The organism is Flavobacterium chungangense LMG 26729 (genome assembly GCF_000735715.2).
Lineage (GTDB): Bacteria > Bacteroidota > Bacteroidia > Flavobacteriales > Flavobacteriaceae > Flavobacterium > Flavobacterium chungangense.
In genome coordinates, this window is the sequence record NZ_JASY01000001.1 from 83,151 (window position 1) to 108,759 (window position 25,609).

At 34.2% G+C, this 25,609-nt stretch carries 18 protein-coding genes, 1 tRNA gene and 1 riboswitch; of the genes, 14 read left to right on the forward strand and 5 right to left on the reverse strand.

Annotated elements, in window-relative coordinates:
* The first annotated feature begins 171 nt into the window (after positions 1-171).
* Positions 172-669, forward strand: a complete 498-nt coding sequence (locus tag JE46_RS00365) for a hypothetical protein (RefSeq protein WP_031453262.1) — start codon at positions 172-174, stop codon at positions 667-669.
* Between the two features lie 645 nt (positions 670-1,314).
* On the opposite strand, the gene JE46_RS00375 is transcribed toward JE46_RS00365, so the two are convergent.
* From JE46_RS00375 to JE46_RS00385, 3 genes are all read right to left on the reverse strand, one after another.
* On the reverse strand, positions 1,315-1,797 hold the full coding sequence (locus JE46_RS00375; RefSeq protein WP_031453264.1) for a hypothetical protein: 483 nt from the start codon (positions 1,795-1,797) through the stop codon (positions 1,315-1,317).
* A 92-nt stretch (positions 1,798-1,889) separates the two neighbouring features.
* On the reverse strand, positions 1,890-4,247 hold the full coding sequence (locus tag JE46_RS00380; RefSeq protein WP_031453265.1) for a glycoside hydrolase family 31 protein: 2,358 nt from the start codon (positions 4,245-4,247) through the stop codon (positions 1,890-1,892).
* A gap of 86 nt (positions 4,248-4,333) precedes the next feature.
* Complete coding sequence (locus JE46_RS00385; protein WP_031453266.1) at positions 4,334-6,901, reverse strand: helix-turn-helix domain-containing protein; 2,568 nt, start codon at positions 6,899-6,901, stop codon at positions 4,334-4,336.
* A 301-nt stretch (positions 6,902-7,202) separates the two neighbouring features.
* Here JE46_RS00385 and JE46_RS00390 point away from each other — a divergent pair, with 301 nt between their 5' ends.
* A complete protein-coding gene (locus tag JE46_RS00390) occupies positions 7,203-7,658 on the forward strand; it encodes a hypothetical protein (protein ID WP_157505832.1) in 456 nt (151 codons plus the stop codon).
* A 161-nt stretch (positions 7,659-7,819) separates the two neighbouring features.
* Here JE46_RS00390 and JE46_RS00395 read toward each other — a convergent pair whose 3' ends face one another.
* Entirely contained in the window at positions 7,820-8,323 is a 504-nt protein-coding gene (locus tag JE46_RS00395; protein WP_031453268.1) for a hypothetical protein, read from the reverse strand.
* Between the two features lie 271 nt (positions 8,324-8,594).
* Here JE46_RS00395 and JE46_RS00400 point away from each other — a divergent pair, with 271 nt between their 5' ends.
* Positions 8,595-8,936, forward strand: coding sequence for a hypothetical protein (locus JE46_RS00400; RefSeq protein ID WP_157505834.1), 342 nt, complete (start codon positions 8,595-8,597; stop codon positions 8,934-8,936).
* A gap of 445 nt (positions 8,937-9,381) precedes the next feature.
* On the opposite strand, the gene JE46_RS00410 is transcribed toward JE46_RS00400, so the two are convergent.
* A tRNA-Glu gene (locus JE46_RS00410) sits at positions 9,382-9,453 on the reverse strand.
* A 691-nt stretch (positions 9,454-10,144) separates the two neighbouring features.
* On the opposite strand from JE46_RS00410, the gene JE46_RS00415 reads away from it, so the two are divergent.
* From JE46_RS00415 to JE46_RS00465, 11 genes are all read left to right on the forward strand, one after another.
* Complete coding sequence (locus JE46_RS00415; protein WP_031453271.1) at positions 10,145-10,729, forward strand: Crp/Fnr family transcriptional regulator; 585 nt, start codon at positions 10,145-10,147, stop codon at positions 10,727-10,729.
* Between the two features lie 81 nt (positions 10,730-10,810).
* The gene (locus tag JE46_RS00420) at positions 10,811-11,431 is read left to right on the forward strand and encodes a DsbA family protein (protein ID WP_236010698.1); all 621 of its coding nucleotides are present in this window, start codon (positions 10,811-10,813) and stop codon (positions 11,429-11,431) included.
* A gap of 99 nt (positions 11,432-11,530) precedes the next feature.
* The gene (locus tag JE46_RS00425; RefSeq protein WP_031453273.1) at positions 11,531-12,370 is read left to right on the forward strand and encodes an MBL fold metallo-hydrolase; all 840 of its coding nucleotides are present in this window, start codon (positions 11,531-11,533) and stop codon (positions 12,368-12,370) included.
* 59 nt (positions 12,371-12,429) lie between these two features.
* Positions 12,430-12,822 (forward strand): nuclear transport factor 2 family protein, encoded by a 393-nt coding sequence (locus JE46_RS00430; protein ID WP_031453274.1) that lies wholly within the window; start codon positions 12,430-12,432, stop codon positions 12,820-12,822.
* A 277-nt stretch (positions 12,823-13,099) separates the two neighbouring features.
* Positions 13,100-13,750: a Crp/Fnr family transcriptional regulator gene (locus JE46_RS00435; protein WP_051872765.1), complete on the forward strand. Its 651-nt coding sequence runs from the start codon at positions 13,100-13,102 to the stop codon at positions 13,748-13,750.
* A 127-nt stretch (positions 13,751-13,877) separates the two neighbouring features.
* Positions 13,878-14,249: a helix-turn-helix transcriptional regulator gene (locus tag JE46_RS00440; protein WP_031453276.1), complete on the forward strand. Its 372-nt coding sequence runs from the start codon at positions 13,878-13,880 to the stop codon at positions 14,247-14,249.
* 214 nt (positions 14,250-14,463) lie between these two features.
* Positions 14,464-17,841, forward strand: coding sequence for a pectinesterase family protein (locus JE46_RS00445; protein WP_051872766.1), 3,378 nt, complete (start codon positions 14,464-14,466; stop codon positions 17,839-17,841).
* A 333-nt stretch (positions 17,842-18,174) separates the two neighbouring features.
* A riboswitch (SAM riboswitch) is annotated at positions 18,175-18,274 on the forward strand.
* 252 nt (positions 18,275-18,526) lie between these two features.
* Positions 18,527-21,697: a SusC/RagA family TonB-linked outer membrane protein gene (locus JE46_RS00450; RefSeq protein ID WP_031453278.1), complete on the forward strand. Its 3,171-nt coding sequence runs from the start codon at positions 18,527-18,529 to the stop codon at positions 21,695-21,697.
* A gap of 17 nt (positions 21,698-21,714) precedes the next feature.
* The gene (locus tag JE46_RS00455) at positions 21,715-23,172 is read left to right on the forward strand and encodes a RagB/SusD family nutrient uptake outer membrane protein (RefSeq protein WP_031453279.1); all 1,458 of its coding nucleotides are present in this window, start codon (positions 21,715-21,717) and stop codon (positions 23,170-23,172) included.
* A gap of 41 nt (positions 23,173-23,213) precedes the next feature.
* Positions 23,214-24,200, forward strand: coding sequence for a TlpA disulfide reductase family protein (locus JE46_RS00460; RefSeq protein WP_031453280.1), 987 nt, complete (start codon positions 23,214-23,216; stop codon positions 24,198-24,200).
* A 160-nt stretch (positions 24,201-24,360) separates the two neighbouring features.
* Positions 24,361-25,605 carry a M14 family metallopeptidase gene (locus JE46_RS00465; protein WP_035136353.1) on the forward strand — a complete coding sequence of 415 codons (1,245 nt, stop codon included), beginning with the start codon at positions 24,361-24,363 and terminating at the stop codon, positions 25,603-25,605.
* Positions 25,606-25,609 lie beyond the last annotated feature (4 nt).

Below are 25,609 nucleotides of genomic sequence, written 5' to 3' on the forward strand. Positions count from 1 at the left end.
GTGCAATAAGCACACACGCTACAAGCAATTTGGGCAATTGGCTTAATTTGAAATTGGTTTTGTATTTGGAAGATTTGTGTTTAACCGAAAAATCTCGCAGCTTTATTCACCAACCACGCCAAGCGCCAGAACGTTATCAGTAATAGAACCCAAAAAAACGACAAACTAAGTATGAAATTTAAAATCTTATTTTTATTATTTACTACTTCCATAAATTCATTTGGTCAAAATTGGAAAGAACTTCCAAAATCTAAGATTTTGTATTCAAATTTTACTACTGAAAATAATTCAAGTGACTTTAAATATGTATATTTTAAAAAAGGTGACTCACTTATAACTATTGAAAAATACCTTTCTGAAGATTTTATTAAATTATTCACTTCAAATCCTGAAGTATTTGACGATATTTATAAAGTTGCTTATAGAATAGTTGAAAAATCAGAACTTATAAATTGGGGGCAGCTAGATAGTGTAATTAAAGATATTGAGTTTAAAGATACTGTGATTATAGTAGATAGGAACTTTGTGAATGGAGTAAATGAATTTATTTGGGTATTAACGAATGGAACTGATTTAGAGCCTTGCTATATTAATCTAGTCTTTGAAAAGAATAAAGCTAAAAGAAAAAGTAAATATATGGCTTCTATAAAAAGTCATTGTGAAATTTGATAAAATATAGATCAAGACATCTACTACTGCTAACAGCCGTTTGGCTAGATAGGGGTTTTAGGCTTAATTTAAAGTTGGTCTTGTATTTGGAAATTTTTTGCTTAACCGAAATATAAATCTTAATTTAGTCCCCAACCTCGCCAAGCAGCGGGGAAATAAAGAAGTGTTATTCTTTTTTCCCCTTTGTTCTTTGTTGATGCTCTTTATCGGCACGGAAAAAATTTCTGCTGTATCGTTATTATTAATTGAGCTATTTATAGTCTTAAAGATTGTTCCCACTTAATTAAATATATTTGCGTACTCTCAATAGCAATAGTAAAACTCCTAAAATCACAAGAAGATACCATCTCTTATAAATTCCAGGCGAATCTTTCGCCAATTTAGTATTACTATTACTAGCATAAAAACCGCCAACTATCAACATAATTGGTGCCAACAGACGAAAAATTTCATTTAATTTCATATTTATAAGTTAAAATAAACAATACAATGATAACAAAATAAATAGTATTATTAGAATTCGAATGGTCAGCGTTACTTTTTTTATGTGCGTTACAAACGCTATGATTTATCTTTTAATTTTTTAGGTAGCCGATACAATCGGACACAGGAGTATAAATAAACGTGTATTAGTTCAAGTTATTATTACGTTGATATATCCGATTCATCTGGTGTTTGTGGAATTACAATTTCTGTCTTTTCATCGTAAGAATTCAACATTGTGATAAAATCTTTTTCATCTAATAAAATGATTTCGTCCCAGCCAAAACAAAATCCAAATATAAATTCATTGTTTGTATTTAAAAATTTTGAACCAAATTGATATGTTGATTGTAAATAATTATAAATAGTAGTGATCTTTTGAGTATTCATTATTTCACTTATTTCTAATAATTGAATTTCTACACTTTTCAGATCATAATCCCCTAAAATTATAAGTTCTTCTATTGAAGATAATTGGTAAACTTTTATATCGTAATCAATTAAAATTTGAACTAATGAGTTGTCAATTAATTTTAAGACCAATGAATCTGAAAGGCTATAGGAAAATTTGTTTTCACAAATAGAAATATTGTAAATGTTTATTACTGTTTTATTGTTTAAAAAATCTAAATTATAGCCTTTCATTAAAATTTAATTGTTTAGTTATTGGAATAGGGGTAGTAAAAGTAATTCAGGTACTATCTAAACCCTTAATTCACTTATTTACCATTCAAAAATTAAAGTTTAACCGATATTTTACTGCCATTATAAGAAACACTCTTAACGATCTCAGCAGGAGTATCACCATAGCCCTGATTTTTATTGGCAATCACAATTTTGAACTTACGAGATTTAATCATACCAGGAAAATTACCTTCTCTGTTTTCTATAGTAAGGGTTTTTGATGCATCACTCCATTTGAATTTGATAGTAGAATAAAAGTTCTTTTCATAATTGTAATTGTCATTTTCATCTTCGTATAATAGAAATTCCCCATCTGCTCCGGGATAAATACGTATTTCAAGATTGTCCCATTTTTTTTGGGTTGCATACTGAACCTTGGGACCAAAAGGCACAATAGAACCCGATTTAATATATAGCGGAATTTTATCTACCTCAGTTTCGGTTGAAACGGTTTGTCCTCCGGTTAAGTATTCATTGGTCCAGAAGTTGTACCAGTTGCTTCCCGCAGGAAGATATACAGGCCATTTTCTTGATTTATATTGGGTAACAGGAGCGACAAGAATAGAACGCCCGAAGAGGTATTCGTTGCCAATATCGTGTGTTTTTACATCTGAAGCAAAATCCATAACGAGCGGACGCATAAATGTTCCGTTGTTGTGACTGACATCCCATGATGTGCTGTAGATATAAGGTAAGAGGCTGTAACGCAAATTAATTGCCTTTTCCTGTGCATCGAAACACCACGTACCACGATCTCCAAAATTCCATATTTCGCGCGGAAGATCGGTTCCATGAGAACGCATCATTGGGCAAAACGCTCCAAACTGCATCCAGCGAACATAGAGTTCCTGAAACTCCGGATTTTTATTGCCTCCATCTTTTTTCCAATGACCGGCAAAAAAACCGCCAATATCACTATTCCAGTTTGGAATACCCATTAAGGTATAATTTAACGCGGCAGGAATTTGTTTCTGGAGCATTTCCCATGAAGAAACTACATCGCCACTCCAGGTATTAGAACCATAAAACTGCTGTCCGATAAATCCTGAACGAGTAAGGATAACGACCCTTTTTTCTGGATTTGTTTTACGTTGATTAAGAGCAATTCCTTTATTATGCATAAGACTGTAGGCATTCTTTACACTGCGGTAAGAACCCAGATGTGTTGGCAGAAGATAATCTGAATCTTTCCTGTCGATGTGGTCTGGTTCTGTTGAATCGAGCCACCAGCCGTCATTTTCAATAAAGCTAAAAATACCTTTGTTCAGGTAGCGCCAGTAAATATCTAAGGCTTCAGGATTGTATACATCATAAGGACGTGCACCGCTTTTTGGAGGCCATGTATCAAAATTGATAATCATTTTTTTACTGTCTAATTCTTTACGCTGCTCTGTTTTAGGACCAAATCCTGGCCAGGTAACGATCAGTAATTTTGCATTTAGCTTATGAATTTCATTTGCCCATTGCTTAGGATTAGGAAACCTCTCCTTATCAAAACTTTGCGAATTCCATAAACTGTCACTTTTGTTATATTCGGGCCAATAACGCCAGTCCTGAATAACCACATCCAGAGGAATTTGAAGCTCGCGGTACTTCTTTACTACATTCAGGCTTTCGTCTTGTGTGTGATACCGTTCTTTACTTTGAAAAAAACCATATGCCCATAAAGGAAGCATTGGCGCTTTCCCTGTTAAATCACGAACTTGTGCAATAACACCGTCTGCATTTTTTCCATACATAAAATAATAGTCGGAGCAATGTCCTAATCCTTCAAAAGAAAGTTCCTGTGGATTGTCATTAAATTTTGAAATGGAGTAATTATCCCAAAAAACGGCATATCCTTTCACAGATATAAAATACGGAGAATAGGTTGACATGTTTTCATTCTGCATATTATGCAAAGAGTTTCGGCGGTTGAATTTATTATCCATGATTTGTCCAACTCCGTATACTGCTTCGTCTTTGTCCAGCAAAAATCCTTCTTTAACGGTATACGATGGTGTTCCGGCATCATCCAGAGGCGAAAACTGTGTTCCGTAATCCTTATCTTTAAGAAGCAGTTTTCCCGAAGTATCATAAAAAGAAATTCCTCCGCTTTCAGTATTAATCTGAACCTTAAGATTATTACTTTCTAATAGCGTAATTTCTCCTTTTTCATTAAACTTTACAGGTACATTTTCAGGAAGTTTTACAACAGAAAGGCTTTTTTTGTTATAAGAAATCCCACTTGGACTTTTATAAACCCTAACAATATTATTAGAATAAAATTCGATCTGAATGTCCATACCTTGTGAAGTAAATTTTACTCCCTGCGTGGTTTTCTCTATAGCCTGAGCATTAACATCTGCTATTATAAAATAGAGGACAAATGTTACTATTAAACGGTTAGATTTAAAATTAAAAAATTTCATTGGCTTTAATGTTTTGGTTTTCTATATGTCCAAAATTACTTTTACCCCCGTAAAAGCGACAACAGCCATGTTGAAATAAACAGTAATCAGGTTGATTTGTTTATCTTTTCTGCATATTCTGATGGCCTACAACCATACATCTCCTGAAAACATTTACTCATATAACTGGGACTGCTGAATCCTACTTTTTCTGTAATTTCTGAAATACTGAGTTCTCCTTCAAGAAGTAAAACTGCAGCTTTCTGAAGACGTACATTTCTAATAAACATAGACGGAGGCTTATCTAAAAGCGCGATTAATTTACGGTAAAGTCCAGTGCGGTCCATACAAAGATCCCGGCTTAGATCTTCTACGGAATAATTAGCAGTACTCAGATTCTTTTCAACCTGTTCTAAAGCTTTTGCTAAGAATATTTCATCAGCTTTGTTTTCATTTTTTTGAAGTGAAGGCTGAAATACATTTGTCTGAGCCAGATAAGTGTCTTTTTCAGCTTCAAGATAATTACACTGGTCAATAAGGCTTTTTATTCGCACCAGAAGCAGATCTTCTCTGTAGTTTTGTTCCAGTTTCTTGCGGGTATTCGCAATATAAATGTAAATTCCTGTACCAATTAATGCTGTCAAAAATAAAGTGAATAAAATGTAGGCAGAAGTAGTTCTCCACCATGGCGCATGAATGGTAATTTCTAATTCTGAAACAGGGCTCCATTGTCCACGGCTTCCGGCTGCCATTACCTTAAGTATATATCTACCGTGTGGAAGATTGGTGTAAGCGTTTATGAGTTTACTGCCTGTACCGGTATTTCCATTTTGCCTGCCCGCTGAGGTTTCCCGCCAGTCATTATCGATACCCACAAGTTGGTAACGGTAGCGTGTTTGCGAGGGATTTTTATAATTTAGGGCAGAAAACTCAAAAGTCAGGAAGTTCTGCTCATAAGAAAGTTCAATCTTTTTAGTATTCGGAGCAGTCTGTTCTAAAATAATACGGTCATCATATTTAACTCCTGTTTCGACCTTCTCTCCACGAATAAACAGATTTGTAAAAACGGGACGAAAGGGGAGTTTTTCATCCACTTCATTGTCCGTTCTTAATGTATTAAAACCATTAATTCCGCCAAAATATAAAGTCCCCTCAGTTGCCTGAAAAGCTGCATCATCTGAATATTCTCCTTCTAAAGTTCCTTCACGGGAGGTGAAATTTGTAAAACTAATTTTCCTGCTTACAGCATCTATCTGCAGTTTTGTTATGCCGGAACTGGTCGTTACCCATATATTTTTGTTTCGGTCCTCCAAAAGAGCATGGACAAAATTATTAGACAAACCATCCTGGGTATAAAACAGTTTTTCTTTTTTCTTGTTTGGAATAAAAAGTTTTAATCCGTCTTGTGTTCCCGTCCATTTCCAGCCCCGCACATCATAAAGCGATCTGTGTACACTGCCATAATAAGTTTTATCCTGATTGAATTTTTTTAATACTTCTTTCGGAAGGGAAACATAAGGAACAAGAACTACCTTATTTTCTACGGAATGGTATTGATAAAACAAATCGCCGCATCGAATGTAGATATTTCCTTTCTGATCCTCGGCAAATGATTCAACGGTTATGTCTTTTGGATTTTTTGGCTCAAAGTAGAAGCGTCCTATCAAATTGAATTTGTATCTGGAAGGATGATAATAAAGAAGTCCCTGATTAAAAGTGCCCAGCCAAAGACCGCCCTGCCTGTCATAAAACACAGTACTTATTTCAGTATTGATGATACTTCCATCTACTTTTTTTAATGTAGGAATGTATTGTTTTTCTCCGGTTAGGTTATTAATGATCCAGATTCCTGTTTTGCAACTGATGTAAGCTTTATGATCAACAGTGATTGCTAATGTATTAAGAGTATAGCTTGTTTCCAGTATTTTTTTCCAACTGCGTTTTTGGATATCAAAAAAGAAAAAACCGCCTTTAATTCCGTTTCGTAATTGATAAAAACCGTTGCTTCCTTCAACTACCATCGAGGTATTCTTAAAATTAGCATGCTCTGCCGGGGAGTATGCAGCACTGCTGTAGCGTTTTCCTTTTGTTTTCAGATCATAACATACTACTGCTCCGGTACTGTAAAAGAGGTATAAGTTATTCTTAACGGAAGCCAAATCTTGTAAATTGCCATCATTGGCTCGTATGTCTATAAAATAATCGGAATTATTTTTATAAAGTTTGTTCTTGCTCAGCAGCCATAGCCGGCTGTCCGAATCCACGAAAAGATTTTCGACAGGTTTTTTTAATCCTTTATTTTTAAAATAAGATCCCGGGTTCGGGACATATTTTTCAGTATGCAGGTCTAAACACATCAATTTGTGAGTGTCTTTAATCCATAGAAGTGAATCCCTGTCTTTATAAATTCTGTAAAACCCATCGTAACCTTTTAGAGGAGCAACATGAGCAGTGTTCTGGTGTATATATTTAAAATTTTCTCCATCGTAGAGGTTTAAATTACCGCTGGTTTTAAAAACCATTCTTCCATCAGAAAGCTGTAATATATAACGAATTTGATTATCACTTAGTCCTTCTAAAACGTTAATTGGCGAAAATACAAAATTACCGGACTGGGCACCGGCAACATGTATTGCTAACAGAATGATTGTAATTATTCGGGATAACGGATTCATTTTGTAATAATATCAAATAATTTTCAGTTTTTCTTCCTTAGGATCGATTTTTTGCAAATGAGTTGTTTTTCTTAATTCAAATTTTTATAGTTAGTGGAGATAAGTGTTTTTGGTGTGTTTGTTTAATTAAAAGGGATAATTATTTTTTCCTTTCTTTGTGGATACAGAATGCAATTTTGTGTTATCTGGCACAGATTAGTTTTTGTTCTCTGTGTCTTATTTTTGCGGGTACTGAAAACATTTACTCGCTATTGAGGTGCAGATTTTATTGCTGATGAGATTGATGAAATTAATTTATATTATGAAGAAAATTATAAAAAAAATTATTTATTTTAAAAAATTAATAGACTCTTATGATGGTATTTACTGCGGATGGGAGGTGGTTTATGATAATAAAAAAATTGCTGAATTGGATTTTACAGATACTCGCTGTGGTAGGGAGCATATATACGATATAATAAATATAAATATAGAACTTAATGATTTAGAGATAAAAGAAGTATTTGAACTTAAAGCTATTTATAGAAATAAATATTTTCAATCAATATGTTTAAAACCTGAAGTTGATTTTTTTTGTTTTTATTATCCTGAATTTAATAAATTAGGATCTCAATATTTACGAATTTATTACCATAAAGATGTCGATTATAATAAATTTTACAAAATAGTAATAGAATTAATATATTTTTACAGATTATTTTTTCCAAATAAGAGAGATAAACGATTAAAAGTAAATTGTAAAAACATTAAATCATAGGGCTCAACATCTTATAGTAGCGATAGTATCAGTAAAATAGGCTAAATCATTTAGATTAAAAATCAAGATGATTTTGGAAAGGAATAAAAATTTCATTTGAAATCAATTTTGATAAGCATATTTCGAAAATTATTTAAAAACAAAATATTTTTTAGTTTAAATTAAATAGGACGCCATGAAGAATCAAATTTTGTTTCTTCTGATCCAAAATTTCCCAAATTAATAGAAAATGATGAATAATCATTTTGAAAATTACATCTTAGAGCCATTACTATAGAGCATATCAAAACTTCATTAACATCATTATTTAGCACTATTTTAATTCCATGTCCTCCCATATAATCAAATAAATTTTCTTCAAAGTAGCCAATTTGTATTTGATCTTTAAAAATAGATGCTTTTTTTTTATGCATTACGATTTTATAAATGCTTCCATCTGCTATTAATTCATGTTTACCCTTCAATAAGCTAACACATTCTAATTCAAAGAAAAATTGTCTGCGATTTAAGTAAATACTATGATAAAAATTAAACGGAAAATTATAATGAAGCTCTGTTTCTGATATTGTCTCATTATTTAAACAAAGTTTTTTTACTAATTTAAAATTTTCGATTGAATAATTTCCACTGTAAATTTGTTTATTGTTTTTTTTGAAAAGAAACATATCTCTTTTTTTTCTATATAAATTTCCATTAATAATTTATTTTATTAGAAGTATGAAGTTTAATTAATAATATTTTTAGAAGATGAATTCTTCAGATTTTCAAGTAGTTTGTAGGGTGAGAATAAAATCTAAATTCAAAGTTTAAAAGAATTACTTGTTTTTATCATAGAATGCGCTATCAGGAATTATCCGAGAATATGACCAAATTATCAGCATAAAAATTTCATTAATAAAATTTAAACAGGCTCTAATAATGTTAAAACAAAATATCATGATGATACATTCATGCAATAAAAGAGGACTCTTGGTAAAAATTAGTAAGTTATTTTCTTTATTTTCAATTACATATCTATTATTTTTTACATATAATAGATATGAAAATTCATATTCAAAATTCATATTATATAAACCTAACGCTTATGGTGAATTTAAACCAATTATCAATTTTAATGACTATGATAAAGTAAAATTAGAAAAATTATTTACTGAATATGGTATTGAGTATAAAAAAGAAAAAGAGGGATATTTGATAAAAAATAAAGATTTACAATTTAATGATTTAATGTTTACTATATCAGATCAATATTTTCGTGAAGAAATGATATCTCCTTAAAGAGAATAATCCAGATGAAGAGGATATGTTAACTCAACGATAGCGTGGAAATGTTTTCGTGCCCTCAACGATTGGAGACACAAACAATTAAAAAAAATCCAGATAGCTTAGAAATGTTTTCTCTAATCTCAACGATAGAAACGAAATATTAAAACTGCAACTCAGATGGTGACCATGAAAAAAAAGTATTATGTTTTGCATTGTCAGCATGGACGATTTGTTGTTCTTTTGATTTCAATTTTACTATAAATATTACCGGTTCAACTCAAACTTCAAGTTTCAAACAAAAGGATCGTTTATCAACAATTATTGCTTTCCAAAATAATTTAGATTATTCAGAAGAATCACACCGAAGAGATAGGGACTGGGAAGCTTCAGTAGGAAATTAATTTTTATGATACAATTAAAATAAAAAAGCTCCAGATTTCTCTGAAGCTTTGTGTAGTAGCCCGTAGCGGAATCGAACCGCTCTTACATGGATGAAAACCATGCGTCCTAACCGATAGACGAACGGGCCTGTTTTGCTAATGCGGGTGCAAAAATGCAATAAAATTTAAAATAGACCAAATGATTTTTTAAAATTATTGTCTTAATTTTTTTGAAAATATACTATTTATAAATAATCAATAGTACATGAATTACGTTTTTAAGATGTATTTGTTTGATTCATAATTGATTGTTTTATATAAAAAAAGAGTTAATAAAGTTATTTTATTAATTGATTATTTTTAATAAATTTTAAAACCATTTTGAAAATTATTGTTTTGAAAGAATATTCGTTTATTTTTCCATTATATTTTTAGATTTTTATTATTTGATTAACGTAAAATAGCATGCTTTTACATAAACTATAGTTGAAAATTGCAGGTTAGAAATCGCATTAAACACTATTAATATACAAAGCCCTAAATTTAGATGGATCTCTGCAATATCAGTAATGCCAAAATAAGCTGATTTTACTTTGGCTTGAATAGATTCAGTATCCTTCTTCGTATAAAAGATAGCTCTCTTATACTTTACAAGCAAACTTTTTTATGTGTATTGCCTGCGATAAGCTGCCGGAGACAAATTAGTCATTGATTTAAAAAATCTGAATCATATTTGCATTTTGAATGTTGTTAATCTGCAATTGAAAAAAGAATTAGGTCTAAAAGTAACCCAAAGTAGAATTTTTAGTATTTTTATTTGTTTTTTTATCTAAAGCTTAAATGGGAGAACAACTTGAAAATAATATTACAGCACACCTTAATCTGACTAAACATGAAGTAAAAGCATTTTGTAATTTGTTTGAACCTAAAAAAATCAAAAAAAAGAGTTTCTTACTTCGTGAAGGAGAAGTTTGCAGATTTGAAGGGTTTGTAGTAAAAGGGCTTTTTCGGGTTTTTCATATTGATCAGAATGGCTTTGAACAGATTCTTTATTTCGCAGTAGAAAATTGGTGGATTACCGATATTGACAGTTTTATAAATGAAATCCCTTCACAGCTTTTTATAGAAGCACTGGAAGATAGTGATGTTTTGCTTATTTCAAAAAAGGATAAAGAATTTGCTTATTCGAATCTGCCTGGGATAGAAAAACTTTTCAGAATAATGACCCAAAAAACGCATGTTGCGCTGCAGCGACGTATGATAGATAATCTTAGTAAAACGGCAGAAGTGCGTTATATTGAGTTTGCAGAAAGATACCCCCGGCTTATACAGCGTCTGTCTAACATTCACATAGCAGCTTATCTGGGAATTACCAATGTTTTTTTAAGTAATATCCGAAAGAAAATTGCATTAAAAAATAATTAAGAAAGGTGTTTTTTAAACTACTTTAATGTTTTTAAAGGTCTTTCGATACCATCTTTGCATTGTAATTTAATCAATTAAAAGATGAAACTAATTTATATAATGGATCCTCTTTGCGGATGGTGCTATGGAAATACGACCAATATTGTAAAGCTGTACGAAAAATACAAGGATAATCTGGATTTTACAATTCTTCCGGCAGGAATGTGGACAGGCGAAAATGCCCGAAAGCAGACTACACAAATTGCTGCTTACATTAAAAAACACGATCCACAGATACAGCAGATTACAGGAACAGAATTCGGAAATGATTATTTTAAGTTTATAGAGAATCAGGAAATAATCCTTGACAGCGAAATTCCGTCAAGAGCAATAGTCACGGCGACAAAATTATGGGAATCAAAGGCAGTAGTTTTTGCTGCAGAAGTTCAAAAAGCAAGATACTGGTACGGAAAAGATCTCAATGCAGATGATACTTATCTTGCTGTCTGCGATATTTTAAATTTGAATAAAACAGAATTTTTAAAAGCATTCCATTCTGAAGTATTGAAACAGGAGACGCAGAACACATTTGACAAAGCACTTCATTATGCACGTTCTTATCCTACACTACTGGCGCAGAAAGACGATAAGATATTTATACTTGAACAGGGTTATGCTAAATTTGAAGCCATTACAAAACAAATTGATGCCCTGTTTTTTTAAACTAGTTTAATGTTTTAAGGCCTGTAAGATTTAATCTTTGTATGATTAAATAATGGAATAAAGAATTGCGAATTTTTATAAATTTTAATTTTATACAGTATGGAATCACATGTAAAAAGTTTCAAAACGATTGAAACTGAAAATTTGAATCTTAAAGTTTTTAATGCATCAGAAAATAGTTTTGGGGTTGCTTCAACAATCATTTCAGGAAAAGAAGATGTGGTTTTGATTGATGCCCAGTTTACTTTGGCGGAAGCCGAAATTGTGGCAGAGGAAATCAAAAAAAGCGGTAAAAAATTAGTAGCTGTTTATGTTTCTCATGGAGATCCTGATTTTTATTTTGGTCTTGAAGTATTTAAAAAACATTTTCCTGAGGTAACCGCTTATGCTGCCCCTGCAACAGTAGAACATATAAAGGCTACAGCACAGAAGAAATTGGAAATATGGGGAGAAAGATTAGGAAACAAAATTACCTCAAATGTTGTTTTGCCTCAGGTATTAAAGGGAAACAGTATTGATTTAGAAGGTCATAAATTAGAAGTTTTTGGGCTGGAATCTTTTCCGTCTAAAACTTTTATCTGGATTCCAACTATAAAAGCAGTGGTTGGAGGGATTAATATTTTTGGGACAACTTTTAATTTATGGATGGCAGATGCACAGACAGTCGAAGCGCGTACAAACTGGATTTCAATTTTAGATCAAATTAAAGACCTGAATCCTGAAATAGTTATTCCGGCGCATGCTAATTCAGATTCTCCTTTTGATGTGGCAGCTGTGATGCATACAAAACAATATATTGAGTTTTATGAAAAGGCTCTTCAGGATAATGCAACTTCTGAAAGTTTAATCGGAGCTTTAAAAGCAGAATATCCGGCGCTTACTTTTGATACTGCTTTGGCTATAGGAGCAAAGGTGAATACAGGAGAAATGAAATGGTAAAAGTATAATCTGCAGCCTGAATACATAAAGTGTTCAGGCTTTTGTTAAATAGAAAAACAATGACAAATCTTGATATTGTAAAAAGTACTTACGAAGGAAAAACTTCGGAAGAAAATGGTAAAAATCTAACTGCTTATGCAGCCGATGATATTTCATGGACAGAAGCAAAAGGATTTCCTTATGCCGGAACATATATTGGTTTAGATGATATTTTTAAAAATGTTTTTGCCAGGCTTGGAAGCGAATGGATCGATTATAAATTTACTCCGGAAGACTATGTCTGGAATGAAGATAAAGTAGTAGCCTACGGAACTTATAGCGGAACCTATAAAATTACAGGAAAAGTATTTGAGGCCAGAGTTGCGCATATCTGGAAATTAAAGGATGGAAAAATTATATGTTTTGAGCAGTTTGTAGACAGCCAGTCTGTGAATGATGCAATTAGTAATTAACCCAATTATGTTATATTAGAAAAAAACACTTCTTATTGCCGTAGGTCTATATGCTCTTGTGTCAGTTATGATTTTGAGTGTATCGTTTCCTGCAGGCTTTCACGGATTCTTCCTGCGTTGTAATTTTCAGAGCTGCATAAAGGTAATGGTACAGATACTGTTACCTTTTTTTTTAACCTGAAATGTATAGTTTGTTCTTATTGTATTCAGAATTTTTTACGCCTCGTCCTGATACTTAACTTTGCAGAAAATTTTAAATTATTGCGACGTTAATTCTATGATACCAGAAAAATCAAGGAGAGTTTATAAAAGAAAAAAAATCCAAACTGAACATTTAAAAGATTACGGAATAATAAATCTGTATAGAATGATTATTTCTTATATCTATATCAGTGATGCAGAGTGGCAATACTGTCAGAGTATGCTTAGCAGTTCATTTTTTTTAAAAAAAAGCATGCTTCTAAATGAAAATGATGATTGTGATAAAATCTTTTTTGTAGTGAGTGGTCTGTTACGCATTTATTTTGCAGACGAAAAGGGTGAAGATAAAACCTTTCACTTCTGTCTGGAGAATACTTTTGCCACCGACTATGAAAGTTTTTTAAAAAATGTTCCATCCAATCATTCCATACAGGCAATGGAAGATACTGTTGTTATAGTTATCTCCAGAGAAATGCTTCACAATTTTTACAATACAGTCAGGTATGGTGAGAAACTTGGCAGACTTATTACTGAGGAATATTTTTTTATTATTAATGATAAAATTAAAGCCCTTTATACCAATTCACCTAAAGAGCGTTATTTGTCTATGAACCGTCACTTTCCCAATCTTTTTCAGCGTGTACCTCAATATTATATAGCTTCATATCTGAATATTACTCCTGTCCATTTAAGTCGGTTAAAATATACCTTGCGGAAAGATGCTTAAACGCTTAACATTTGTTATTGTGCATTCTCATTTAACTTTCTTTATTTGCTGTATTCAGGAATTACTGTTTTACAAATAAGTAGTGATTTAGATTTAATAATAGTTTGATACTAAATCAAAAAATGTGATGAGTAGCAATATAAACGATAATATAAGAAGTATCAGAGAACTTAAGAATTATACCCAGGAATATATGGCTGTGCGATTGGGAATTACACAAGCCGGTTACAGCAAAATCGAAAAAGGAAATGCCAAAATGAGTTTTGAGAAGTTAGAAGAAATAGCGTCTGTTTTTGAACTTAGTGTAGAACATATTATAAGATTTGAGACGAATCTTCATATAGCAAATACTGTTAAAAGAAACAGTATACTTTCAGATAACTATGGTCTTATGAATTTAAATCTGCTTTATCAGGACAAAATTATGCTGTTGGAAAAGTTACTGCATAAAACTGATTCTGAACTTAGATGCTATAAGGACAAATTTGGGTTATTGTGAACTATTTTTATCTTACATACTAAATAGCGCCAGTACTGAAATTTATGTTTTTAAAAACTCACAGATGTTATAATGGTTTGATTAACAAATATTTGTTTTTGCCCCTTGTTTAATAGTGATATGTCTACTGTATTTGTATATGGTTTTTTATAGTTTTGTTTTAACAGGAAAGTACTTAATCTGTAAAACTATTATCTAACCAAAACCAAAAAGTATGAAACAAAAAATTTTACTATTAGCTTTTTTAGCTTTCTTTTCGATACAACTGAAAGCACAGACCTACGATATCGTAGTTGCAAAGGACGGAACAGGTAATTATACCACTGTACAGGCAGCCGTGAATGCAGCTCCTTCTAATAGTTCCACCAGAACTAAAATTTATATTAAAAATGGTACTTATTATGAAGTAATTACGATTCCTTCAAATAAAACAAATCTGACCTTCGTAGGACAAAGTTCAACCGGAACTATTTTGACCTATAATAACTATGCATCCAAAATTAATCCGGCAACAGGAGCTGCTTACGGAACCTCAAATTCGGCAAGTACTTTCATCAATGGGGCAGGTTTTTATGCATTGAACCTTACGTTTGCTAATTCATCCGGACCTGTTGGACAGGCAGTAGCTGTTCGCTGTACTGCGGATAAAGCTGTTTTTAAGGACTGCCGTTTTTTAGGAGATCAGGATACTTATTATCCTCACAGCGGTAGATCTTATCATGAAAATTGTTATTTTGAAGGTACTACAGACTTTATTTTTGGAGGAGCCATCGCTTATTTTCAAAATTGTCAGCTTTACACAAAAGGTGGAAGCTCTTTAACTGCAGCTAATACGGCATCACATTTAGCATATGGCTTTGTATTCAATAATTGTCAGATTACAGGTTCAGGAAGTAATATTACGGATCTTGGCCGCCCATGGGGAGGATATGCATCGGTTACCTATATGAACACCAGTATGACTAACGCTATTAAGGCAGTAGGATGGAATGACTGGGGTAATGCTGCCAATCAGGCTACAGCACGTTTTGCAGAATACAGTAACTCAGGAGCCGGTTATGTTCCGTCTTCAAGAGTTTTATGGGCAAAAAAATTAAGTGTTGCTCAAGCGGCCTCTTATACAAAATTAAATGTTTTAAAAGCAAATAATGCCAATCCACAGGTTACCGATAACTGGAATCCTGATACGATCATTAATTCTGTTACATTAGGAGCTGCATTAATAAAACACGGAGCTGGAGGTTCTAGTCAAACTGTAGCAATAAATACTGCTATTACAGGCTTTTATTATAACTGGGAAAACGCTGCCACAGTAACAGTATCAGGATTGCCATCTGGAATCAATGCGGCTATAGATAATTCGGCTAAAACTATAACCTTCAGTGGGAAACCAACTGTGAGTGGCACTTTTAACTATACAATTACCACAGTTGGCGGGACTCCAAATGCTACAAAATCAGGAACTTTAACAGTTACAGCATCGACTCAAAAGGCTACTGCGGCTCTAGCGGTTACTTCACCGGCATTTCCGGGTGCCGAAGGTTTTGGACGTTACACCAGTGGAGGTCGTGGCGGACAGGTAATCTATGTTACCAATCTAAATGATTCAGGTGCAGGAAGTTTAAGGGCAGCCGTTACGGCAACAGGAGCGAGAACAGTACTGTTTAAAGTATCCGGAATCATCGCGCTTAATTCAGATTTAAGAATCAATAATGGGAATATTACAATAGCTGGTCAGACTGCCCCGGGTGATGGAATCTGTCTGAAAAATTACTCAGTAAATGTAGATGCTGATAATGTTATCATTAGATATATTCGTTTCCGTATGGGCGACCAGGCACAGCATGAAGGGGATGCCATTGGAGGCAGAAATCATAAAAACATTATTATTGACCACTGTTCTATGAGCTGGAGTACAGACGAATGTGCTTCATTTTACGACAATGAAAACTTTACTATGCAGTGGTGCATGATGTCTGAAAGTTTGCGTGTGTCTGTTCACGACAAAGGAACTCATGGTTACGGTGGAATTTGGGGAGGAAAAAAAGCCTCGTTTCATCACAACATGCTGGCTCATCATGATAGTCGTAATGCCCGTTTTTGTGGAAGCAGATACTCGGCACTTCCTAATCTCGAGATGGTTGATTTTAGAAATAATGTTGTTTATAACTGGGGCGGTAACAGTGCTTATGCTGCTGAAGGAGGGTCGTATAATCTTACCAATAATTATTACAAAGCAGGTCCCGCAACAGCTTCAGGAGTAAACGACCGAATTATTTCTCCCAGTGCGGATGATGGATCTAACTCTCAGCCAGCAGGTGTCTGGGGTAGTTTTTATGTCAATGGAAATTATACTACTGCAAATTCAACTACTTCTGGCGATAACTGGAATGGCGTCGATCCTAATCCATCTTCAAAAAGTAAAACGGAGCTCCGTGTAAATACTGAATATAATTTTGGTGAAATGACCACACATTCTGCAACAAATGCCTACAACAGAGTATTAGCTTACGTAGGAGCAAGCTTTAAGCGTGATGCCGTGGACAGTAGAATAATATCAGAAGCAACTAATGGAACCTTTACTTATACTGGTTCAAATGGAAGTACTAAAGGTCTCATTGATACACAATCTGATGTTGGAGGCTGGCCAGCCTACAATTCTACTACAGCACCTACGGATACTGATAATGACGGAATGCCGGATAGCTGGGAAAATACCAATGGTTTAAATAGCAATAATATTTCAGACGGAACAGCCTATACACTGAACGCTGTATATACTAATCTGGAAGTGTACATTAATGGATTAGTAGCAGCTATTACTTCCGGTCAAAAACAAAATGGAACTGCTAACTATACAGATCCGGTTGCAGCAAATACTGAAATTTCGATCAATGAAAACGAAACGGGTTTCTGTGTTGTTGAAGGAACAATAGACAATAATAATGCGGGATATCAGGGTACTGGTTTTGCCAATGCTAATAATGCAGTCGGTGCAGGAATTGAATGGTCTGTGAATACTGCTTCCGGAAATTATATCCTTCGGTGGAGATATTCTAATGGAGGCACTACTTCAAGAGGCGCTAAAATAATTGTAGATGGCGTTACTCTGGCTACAGCAGCTTTTAATGCTACAACCAATTGGACAACCTGGGCCGAAAATTCAAGTTCTTTAGTTACAATAGCGCTTTCTTCGGGTACTCATACCATAAGATTAGAAGCGACTACAGCATCAGGTTTGGCTAACATTGATAAGATAGAAGTAGAAGGGATTAATCCTACTGCAGTTAGTTGTAGCAGTACATCCAAAAATACTGTTTCTGAGAGTACGCTTGATATGGCTGTTGAAGAGATTAAGACTGAAGTGAAAATATACCCTGTACCATTCAAAAATGAATTTTATATAGATTTTGGAACTATTGGAAAGGCCAAACAGATTTCGATATTCAATATGCTTGGACAACAAATTTACGAAATAAACGAAATTACAGATAGAACTGTAAAAGTGAACGTGAATGCCAGTGCTGGTACTTATGTAGTTAAGATATTGACTGACAAGGGTATCATAAATAAAACCATTATCAAAGAATAAGTTTTTATAAGCTTAAGTACTTTTTTTGTTAACCCTGTCAGAAGCTAAAATTTCGGATAGGGTTTTTTATTAATTTTCATAAACATTATTTAATATCTGGGAGCAAGTGAATATTAAAAAGTAAAACATACTGGGTATCTAAATTTTCCAAATATTGAATAAAGCATGAATATTCTGTGTAAAATAATAAAATCTACTTTTTTTAAATATGAATAAGTATTTGTCATACAGTTAATTAATTTTTTTATGAATTATTTTTTTTAAAAACATTTTTAAACTATACTAATTATATAGAATTAATATATATATTTGCCAAGTAGAAAATTTCTACATGACTTATCCAGAAAGACTGAGGGAATAGGCCCGATGATGTCTTAGCAACCTGTTGCTAAATAAGGTGCTAAATCCTTCCGCTACGGTGGACAGATAAGAAAGATTTCCTTAGAAAATCTGAATAAGGTCATTATTATTAAATCTTTTATCACTGACATGAAAACTGAGCTATTATTTTTAAATGCCCATTCCAAACAATTTAATCTGCTTTTAAAAGAAGACTATTCTAAAGTTTTCCGAATGCAAAGTCTTTAGTCTTTTTATACCCAGTCCTGTTTTATCAGCATTATTGATAGGCCATTTCAACATCGGCCCGGGGATTACTATATCCAATTTTTAAAAACAAAATTCAATGAAAAAAATCTTACTAGTTTTAATTTTTTTGTTCAGCATACTTCCTGGAAGGCTTAGCGCACAGGATCGAACGATAAACGGAACCGTCAGGGGTTCTGATAACGGAGAGCCTTTGCCGGGAGCTACAATTATTGCGACACAAAGTGGTAAATCAGCTGTAGCTGATAGCAATGGAAAATTTTCTCTATCAATAACAAAAGAAGATAAGGTATTGTCGATCAATTATATTGGTTATGAACCGCTTGAAAAAAATACAGGTTCCTCATTTAATGACATAAGACTTATACCGTCTAATACAGCTTTAAAAGAAGTGCTTGTAGTAGGTTATGGTACGCAAAGCAAAAAAGAATTTACAGGTTCAGCTGCAAGAATTACGTCTAAAACCATTAAAGATATTCCGGTTCAAAGTTTTGAGCAGGCACTGATTGGGAAGGCAGCTGGAGTAAATGTTTCTAACCCGAGCGGGGTTTTAAATGATGCTCCGGTAATCAGAATTCGTGGGGTAAATTCAATTTCCTTAAGCACATCTCCTTTAATTGTTATTGATGGTATTCCGGTTAATTCCGGCGATGTGTCCACAACAAATTCTGTTGCCAATAACCCACTTTCAGATATAAACCCGGCAGATATTGAATCTATTGATGTTTTAAAAGATGCGGCATCAACCTCAATTTACGGCTCGCGTGCTGCAGGTGGAGTTATTTTAGTGACTACCAAAAAAGGAAAAGCAGGTAAAACTAAAGTTACCTACGATAGTTGGGTTGGAATTACCAGAGCTACCCGATTACCGGATCTTCTGAATAATACACAATACGAAGACATAAAAAATGAAGCGGTACTTAACAGCAAAATATTAAGTGGCAACGAAAATAATGCTGCTGTAGCATCAGCACTTTTTTTTCCGTCTTTTAATGCCGATGGTTCACGTGTTAATACAAGTTGGAAGGATCAGGTGTACCGTGATGCAGTTTCTCAAAATCATAATATCAGTATTTCGGGAGGAACAGATAAAACCAGATATTTTTTCTCAACGAATTATTCTAAACAAGAAGGAATTACAAAGGATAATGAATTCGAGAGAAAAGGAGCTAGGTTTAATATCGATCATGATGTAAACAGATGGCTTAAATTGGGTGGAAATCTTTCGTATAACAATACCTTTAATCAGGCGCAAAATACGGGTTCATTAAGCAGCAGTGGTTTATTGCTGATTGGTGCTGCACGTTTGGCTTTTGCACTCCCTCCAAACGTTGCTGTTTATAATAATGAAGGAACATATAATTTAAGTCCTACAGGTACAACAAGTCCGGGAAATAACTTATTTACCAATACATTATGGCACCCCGGAGCCTTGTTTGATAACAGTAAGCATACAAGTTCTAACGATCATTTTGTTGGAAACGTTCACGCAACGATTACCTTTTTTGATGGATTTAAATTTGACAGTAATTACGGAATCGACAGATTAAGAGCAGAAAATATCTCGTATTTAAGTCCAAATCTTGGGTCTTCTGCTTTTGCAACAGGCGGCTCTTCAACTAATATTTCTATTCTAAGAAATAATTACAATTTTACAAATAGCCTTTCTTTTGACAGACGTTTTGGTGAAAACCATCATATTGCTGCATTGGCTGGTTACGATGTTCAGAAATTCGAAAATTCATCCTGGGGAGCTAATCAAACTAATGTTTCAGATCCTTTTTTTGAAAATTACCAGGGAACCTGGGGTACAATCCGTTCATCTGGAAACGGTTTGTCCGAAAGACTTTTTCAGTCTTCTTTCTTTAGGCTATCCTATGATTACGCAGGGAAATATTTCATTACAGGAAATTTCAGAAAAGATGGAAATTCAGCTTTGGGCGTAAACAGTAAATATGGAAACTTTGGAGGAATATCTGCCGGATGGTCTGTAAGTGAGGAATCCTTCTTTAAAAATAGTGGAATTATTGATTATGTAAGTTCACTTAAGTTAAAAGGAAGCTGGGGAAGAGTGGGTAACGGAAACCTTTCATCAGCATATGCCTCACAAAATCTTTATGGTGCATCAATTTACGGAACAGCTGCAACCTGGGCAATTTCTCAGGCAGGCAATGAAGACTTGGGATGGGAAACCAGTGACCAGACAAACATTGGTCTTGAAGCAGGCTTCTTTAAAGACCGATTACAATTATCAGCAGATTATTTCAATAATGATGTAAACGGATTGATCTTAAGTACTCCGCAATCACCTTCAAAAGGAATTCCGGGAGATGCTATTCTTTCAAACGTTGGGGCAATGTATAACAGAGGTATTGAGCTTGGATTGAACGCAACAATAGCAAATTCTGCAGATTTTCAATGGAAAGCTTCTTTCAACTACACGCATGTGAAGAACAAAGTTACGGCTCTTGCCGAAGGAAATACAGACATTATTGGTTATACACAGGTAACGACAGAAGCCAATAACATTACAAGAGTAGGTTATTCCGCGGGAAGTCTTTATGGTGCTGTAACAGGAGGTGTAAATCCGGATAACGGACGCAGAATCTTCATTAACAAAAATGGAGAAAAAGTACAATACAGTGCTGCAGTTCCTTCCGGACAAAGCAACTGGACCTATTTAGACGGAACAACTGCAGCCGCAATTACAGTTTCAGATTATCAGGTTTTGGGTAACGCACTACCGGTTTGGTATGGAGGCTTAACAAATAATCTACAATATAAAGCATTTGATTTTACAGTAGGTTTCACGTATTCTGGTGGTAATAAAGTGATGAACAATACAAGAGGAACACTTTTAGATCAGCGTTTTTATAACAACTCAACAGATGTTTTAAACCGTTGGACAACACCTGGACAGGTAACCAATATTCCGAGATTGGTTTATAACGATGTGATCTCAAACGGATCCAGCGGATATGCTATTTCTGATAATGCAGAAAAAGCCGATTTCCTGAGATTGCAGCAATTAACAATTGGTTTTTCGCTTCCAGGAAATATCCTTGAAAAAGCAGAATTATCATCCGTTAGATTGTATTTACAGGCAACCAATCTTTTCCTGATTACTTCTTATACAGGATCTGATCCGGAGACTTCTTCAAACGGATCTTCAACAACGTCTATGGGAGTCGAAAAAAACTCTGTAGGACAAGGAAAAACGTTCACATTTGGTCTTAACGTCGCTTTTTAATACTTAATAAAAATACCATGAAGATATATTTAAAATCACACAGAAAATCAATTGCAACTATATTGCTGCTCACCGGAATATTGTTTACTTCTTGTGAAAACAACGAAGATCTGAACATAGCGCCGGAAACCACCGTTTCAGACAAAGACATTTTTAAAACTCCGGCAAGAATCGAAGGTTTGGTAAACGGAATTTACAAAGCATTTAAAGGTGCCAGTTTGTACGGCGGCCGTATCCTTTTATATCAGGATCAGAAAGGAGAAGATTTTATCAACATTACAGCAAATAATTTTACAGGTTACGAAAGCTGGAACAACTCGTATAGCTCTGGTTCAAATGATGTCAACAATCTTTGGGGACAAGCGTATTCAGCGATCAATAATGCCAATATTCTGATTGAAGGTTTAGCGGTAAATCAAGGTGTCATTACGGAGCAAAAAGCAAAAGAATATATAGGTGAAGCCAAATTAGTAAGGGCTTTGGCGTATTACACTTTGGTTATCAATTTCGGACAGCCTTATAATAAAGATGCCGGCGCTTCAAAAGGTGTTCCATTGCGTTTAAAAGCAGAAACCGGTCCTGCCAATAATGATCTTGCAAGAAGTACTGTTGCAGAAATTTATACGCAGATTTTAAAAGATTTAGACGATGCCGAAGCAGCACTGCCACAAAGTTATTCAACTGCAGATTTAAATACAACAAGAGCACATGTAAGCACAGCAATTGCCATAAAAACAAGAGTTTATCTTACGCAGAATAATTGGGCAAAAGTAATTGAAGAGGCAAAAAAAATGGTACCACAGACACAAGCACCGTTTTCTACAACTGCCAGTGATGTAAAACACGCTTTACAGCCGGATATTACGGTTGTATTTTCTTCGAATTATGCAACGGTTGAATCTATTTTTAGTATTCCGATGAGCAGTTTGGATTCTCAGACAGGTCAGTCTTCTATCGCTTATATCTACAATACCAATTTGGAATATTATTTAAATCCAACAGGAATTTTGGGCGATACTCAATGGAGATCGAGTGATAAACGACGTGACTTAACGAGAACATTGTCAGGAAAACAATACTTTAAAAAATATGCAAAACCATCACCGTTTTTAGATTATATCCCTGTTATCAGATATTCAGAAGTATTACTGAATTATGCGGAAGCCGCTGCTAAAACCGGAAACCTGACACTTGCCGCTAATCTTTTAACCGCAGTTCATCAACGTTCTGATGCTTCTTATGCCTTTTCCGGAACTGTTACTTCAGATCCGAATCTTCTGATTGAAGCCATTTGGAAAGAGCGCCGAATCGAATTATTGGGAGAAGGTTTCCGCGGACCGGATTTGCTTAGAAACCTGCAAACACTTCCGGCTAAAGGAGATAATAAGCTACAAACACCTGCTGTTCCTTCTTCTGCTGTTAATTATATTTTTCCACCGGCTAATACCGAATTGGCGGTTAATAAATTGTACTAAATAAAATACCATTGACAAAGTTTCACTTAAAATCAAATACAATGAAAAAGATACTATTAGGTTTTGCCTTATTTTTAGGAGTAGCACAAACTCAAGCACAGGAAAGTAATTTACAGTTAAAAGGAACTGTTACAGATACAGTTGCTAAATATGTATATCTGCAAAAATTTCACAACAAAATGTTCACAACCATAGATTCATCAAAAGTTGTGGAAGGAAATTTTAGTTTTAAAACAAAAGTAAAACTTCCTGAGCTATACGGTTTAAGCGTAAATACAGCTAATATTCCATTATATATTTTCCTTGAAAAAACACCAATTACGGTAAAATTAAGCCCCGTTAAAAATTACAGTACTTCAGTTGTTGAAGGTTCTGAATCTCAGCAATTATTCGATACGTATAGAAAAACCAGAGACGTAGAAATTAGCAAATGGATTACAGAACATCCTGCTTCTATTGTTTCCGCTTATGTTTTGTACAGAAACTGGTCGTACAGATTAACTCCCGATCAAATTACGCAAAATATTGCATTGCTTGATAAAAGCCAGCAAAACAGCACTTACGTGAAAGAACTAAAAGAACTGGTTACCGTTTTAAACGGATTGGCGGTGGGTAAAAAAGCCCCTGATTTTACAGCCAACGATCCTGACGGAAAACCAGTTCGTCTTTCAGAAAATCTAAAAGGCTATACTTTGGTAGATTTCTGGGCTTCATGGTGTGCGCCTTGTCGAAAAGAGAATCCAAATATCGTAGCAGCTTATAAAGAATATCACGACAAAGGATTTAATGTCTTCGGAATTTCTTTGGACAAAAAGAAAGAAAACTGGGTTAAAGGTATTCAGGATGATAATTTGAATTGGTTGCAAGTTTCGGAGTTAATTTACTGGAACAGTGAAATCGCAAAATTATACGGAGTAAGAGCGATTCCTGCTAATTATTTGGTTGATTCAAAAGGAATTATTGTAGCAAGAAACCTTCGCGGAGAAGAATTGCAAACGACTTTGAAAACACTCTTGGATAAAAAATAAATTTATGCTTCTGATATGTCATTCCGAGGAACGAGTAATCTTCGCAAGTAACTCTACAATCTCAGACGACAATCTCAGACGACAATCTTTGTCGAGCTTCTTACGGAGATCCTTTCTTCGTCAGGATGACAAACTAATCCAGATAAAAAAAGAATAAAAAATGAAAACGAAATTATTTTTTTCAGCAGCTGCATTATTGGCAATTACAGCCAATGCACAGGTTAAAAGTACTTTTAAAGGGCAAGATCCGATTACCGCAGTTTCAACGGTAACACGTCCGGTGCAGAAACAATGGAAAGGCGTTTTTGATAAAACCGAAGAGGAGGTTTTCTTCGGAAATGATTTTGCAGGAGCGAGATTAAACGGTGTTGTTAAAATTGATGATAATACATTTAGCGTTTTGATTACGCCTGAGAACTCCCCAATTAACGGAAGCCCTTGGTATGCTTTTAAAGTCTGGTCAAAAACAGATAAGGAAATCCAAATTCGTTTTGATTATCCTCAAAATGTAAGACACCGATACAATGCCAAAATAAGTTCAGACGGAAAAAAATGGACAGCCTCTGAAAACGGCACTTTTGTAAAAAGAGAAAAAGATTCTAATTATGTTTTGAAAGTAAAAGTCAGCAAAGACACCACTTGGATTGCGGCTCAGGAACTCAAAACTTCAAAAGATATCAGCGAATGGATTTCGGTATTAAAAAATAAAAATAATACTGCCGAAGCTTCTGTTGGTTTGACTGCTGAAGGCCGAAAGATTCCGGTTTTCAGTATCGGAAATCCTTCTTCCAAAAATAAAATCCTGATTTCAGGAAGAAACCATCCACCGGAAGTAACGGGACATTATGCCCTGGAAGCTTTTGTTGAAAGTTTAACTGCTGATACGCCATTGGCAAAAAAGTTCAGAAAGAAATTTGAAGTGTACGTCATCCCTCTTCTGAATCCCGATGGCGTTGATGGCGGTTTTTGGAGGCATAATTCAGGCGGAATTGATTTGAACAGGGATTATAATGATTTCAATCAGCCCGAAACAAGAGCCGTTCGTGATTTTCTGAAAAACGAAATTAAAGAGGATAATAAGTTATTGTTTTCGATTGATTTTCATTCCACTCACGATGATATTTATTATACGGTTGATCCAAATCTGAAAGGAAATATTCCGGGTTTTGTACCGAATTGGTTAAACAAAGTCAAAGACGGAATTCCGGGTTATACGCCTCATGTGAAGCCTTTGTATTTTAAACCGCCAACATTTACCTTATTCAGTTATTTGTTTGAAACGTATAAAACTGAAGCTTTGGTTTTTGAAATTGGAGACAACACACCAAAAGATTTTATCAAAAAGAAAGGCGAAGTTTCAGGAGAAGAATTCATGAAACTGATCTTAGAAAGCACTAAAAATTAAAAGA

Excerpts from the sequence above, each read along its gene's own strand:
- JE46_RS00365 (WP_031453262.1), top strand. The coding sequence starts at position 172 with ATGAAATTTAAAATCTTATTTTTATTATTTACTACTTCCATAAATTCA.
- JE46_RS00375 (WP_031453264.1), bottom strand. The coding sequence starts at position 1,797 with ATGAAAGGCTATAATTTAGATTTTTTAAACAATAAAACAGTAATAAAC.
- JE46_RS00380 (WP_031453265.1), bottom strand. The coding sequence starts at position 4,247 with ATGAAATTTTTTAATTTTAAATCTAACCGTTTAATAGTAACATTTGTC.
- JE46_RS00385 (WP_031453266.1), bottom strand. The coding sequence starts at position 6,901 with ATGAATCCGTTATCCCGAATAATTACAATCATTCTGTTAGCAATACAT.
- JE46_RS00390 (WP_157505832.1), top strand. The coding sequence starts at position 7,203 with ATGAAGAAAATTATAAAAAAAATTATTTATTTTAAAAAATTAATAGAC.
- JE46_RS00395 (WP_031453268.1), bottom strand. The coding sequence starts at position 8,323 with ATGTTTCTTTTCAAAAAAAACAATAAACAAATTTACAGTGGAAATTAT.
- JE46_RS00400 (WP_157505834.1), top strand. The coding sequence starts at position 8,595 with ATGATGATACATTCATGCAATAAAAGAGGACTCTTGGTAAAAATTAGT.
- JE46_RS00415 (WP_031453271.1), top strand. The coding sequence starts at position 10,145 with ATGGGAGAACAACTTGAAAATAATATTACAGCACACCTTAATCTGACT.
- JE46_RS00420 (WP_236010698.1), top strand. The coding sequence starts at position 10,811 with ATGAAACTAATTTATATAATGGATCCTCTTTGCGGATGGTGCTATGGA.
- JE46_RS00425 (WP_031453273.1), top strand. The coding sequence starts at position 11,531 with ATGGAATCACATGTAAAAAGTTTCAAAACGATTGAAACTGAAAATTTG.
- JE46_RS00430 (WP_031453274.1), top strand. The coding sequence starts at position 12,430 with ATGACAAATCTTGATATTGTAAAAAGTACTTACGAAGGAAAAACTTCG.
- JE46_RS00435 (WP_051872765.1), top strand. The coding sequence starts at position 13,100 with ATGATACCAGAAAAATCAAGGAGAGTTTATAAAAGAAAAAAAATCCAA.
- JE46_RS00440 (WP_031453276.1), top strand. The coding sequence starts at position 13,878 with ATGAGTAGCAATATAAACGATAATATAAGAAGTATCAGAGAACTTAAG.
- JE46_RS00445 (WP_051872766.1), top strand. The coding sequence starts at position 14,464 with ATGAAACAAAAAATTTTACTATTAGCTTTTTTAGCTTTCTTTTCGATA.
- JE46_RS00450 (WP_031453278.1), top strand. The coding sequence starts at position 18,527 with ATGAAAAAAATCTTACTAGTTTTAATTTTTTTGTTCAGCATACTTCCT.
- JE46_RS00455 (WP_031453279.1), top strand. The coding sequence starts at position 21,715 with ATGAAGATATATTTAAAATCACACAGAAAATCAATTGCAACTATATTG.
- JE46_RS00460 (WP_031453280.1), top strand. The coding sequence starts at position 23,214 with ATGAAAAAGATACTATTAGGTTTTGCCTTATTTTTAGGAGTAGCACAA.
- JE46_RS00465 (WP_035136353.1), top strand. The coding sequence starts at position 24,361 with ATGAAAACGAAATTATTTTTTTCAGCAGCTGCATTATTGGCAATTACA.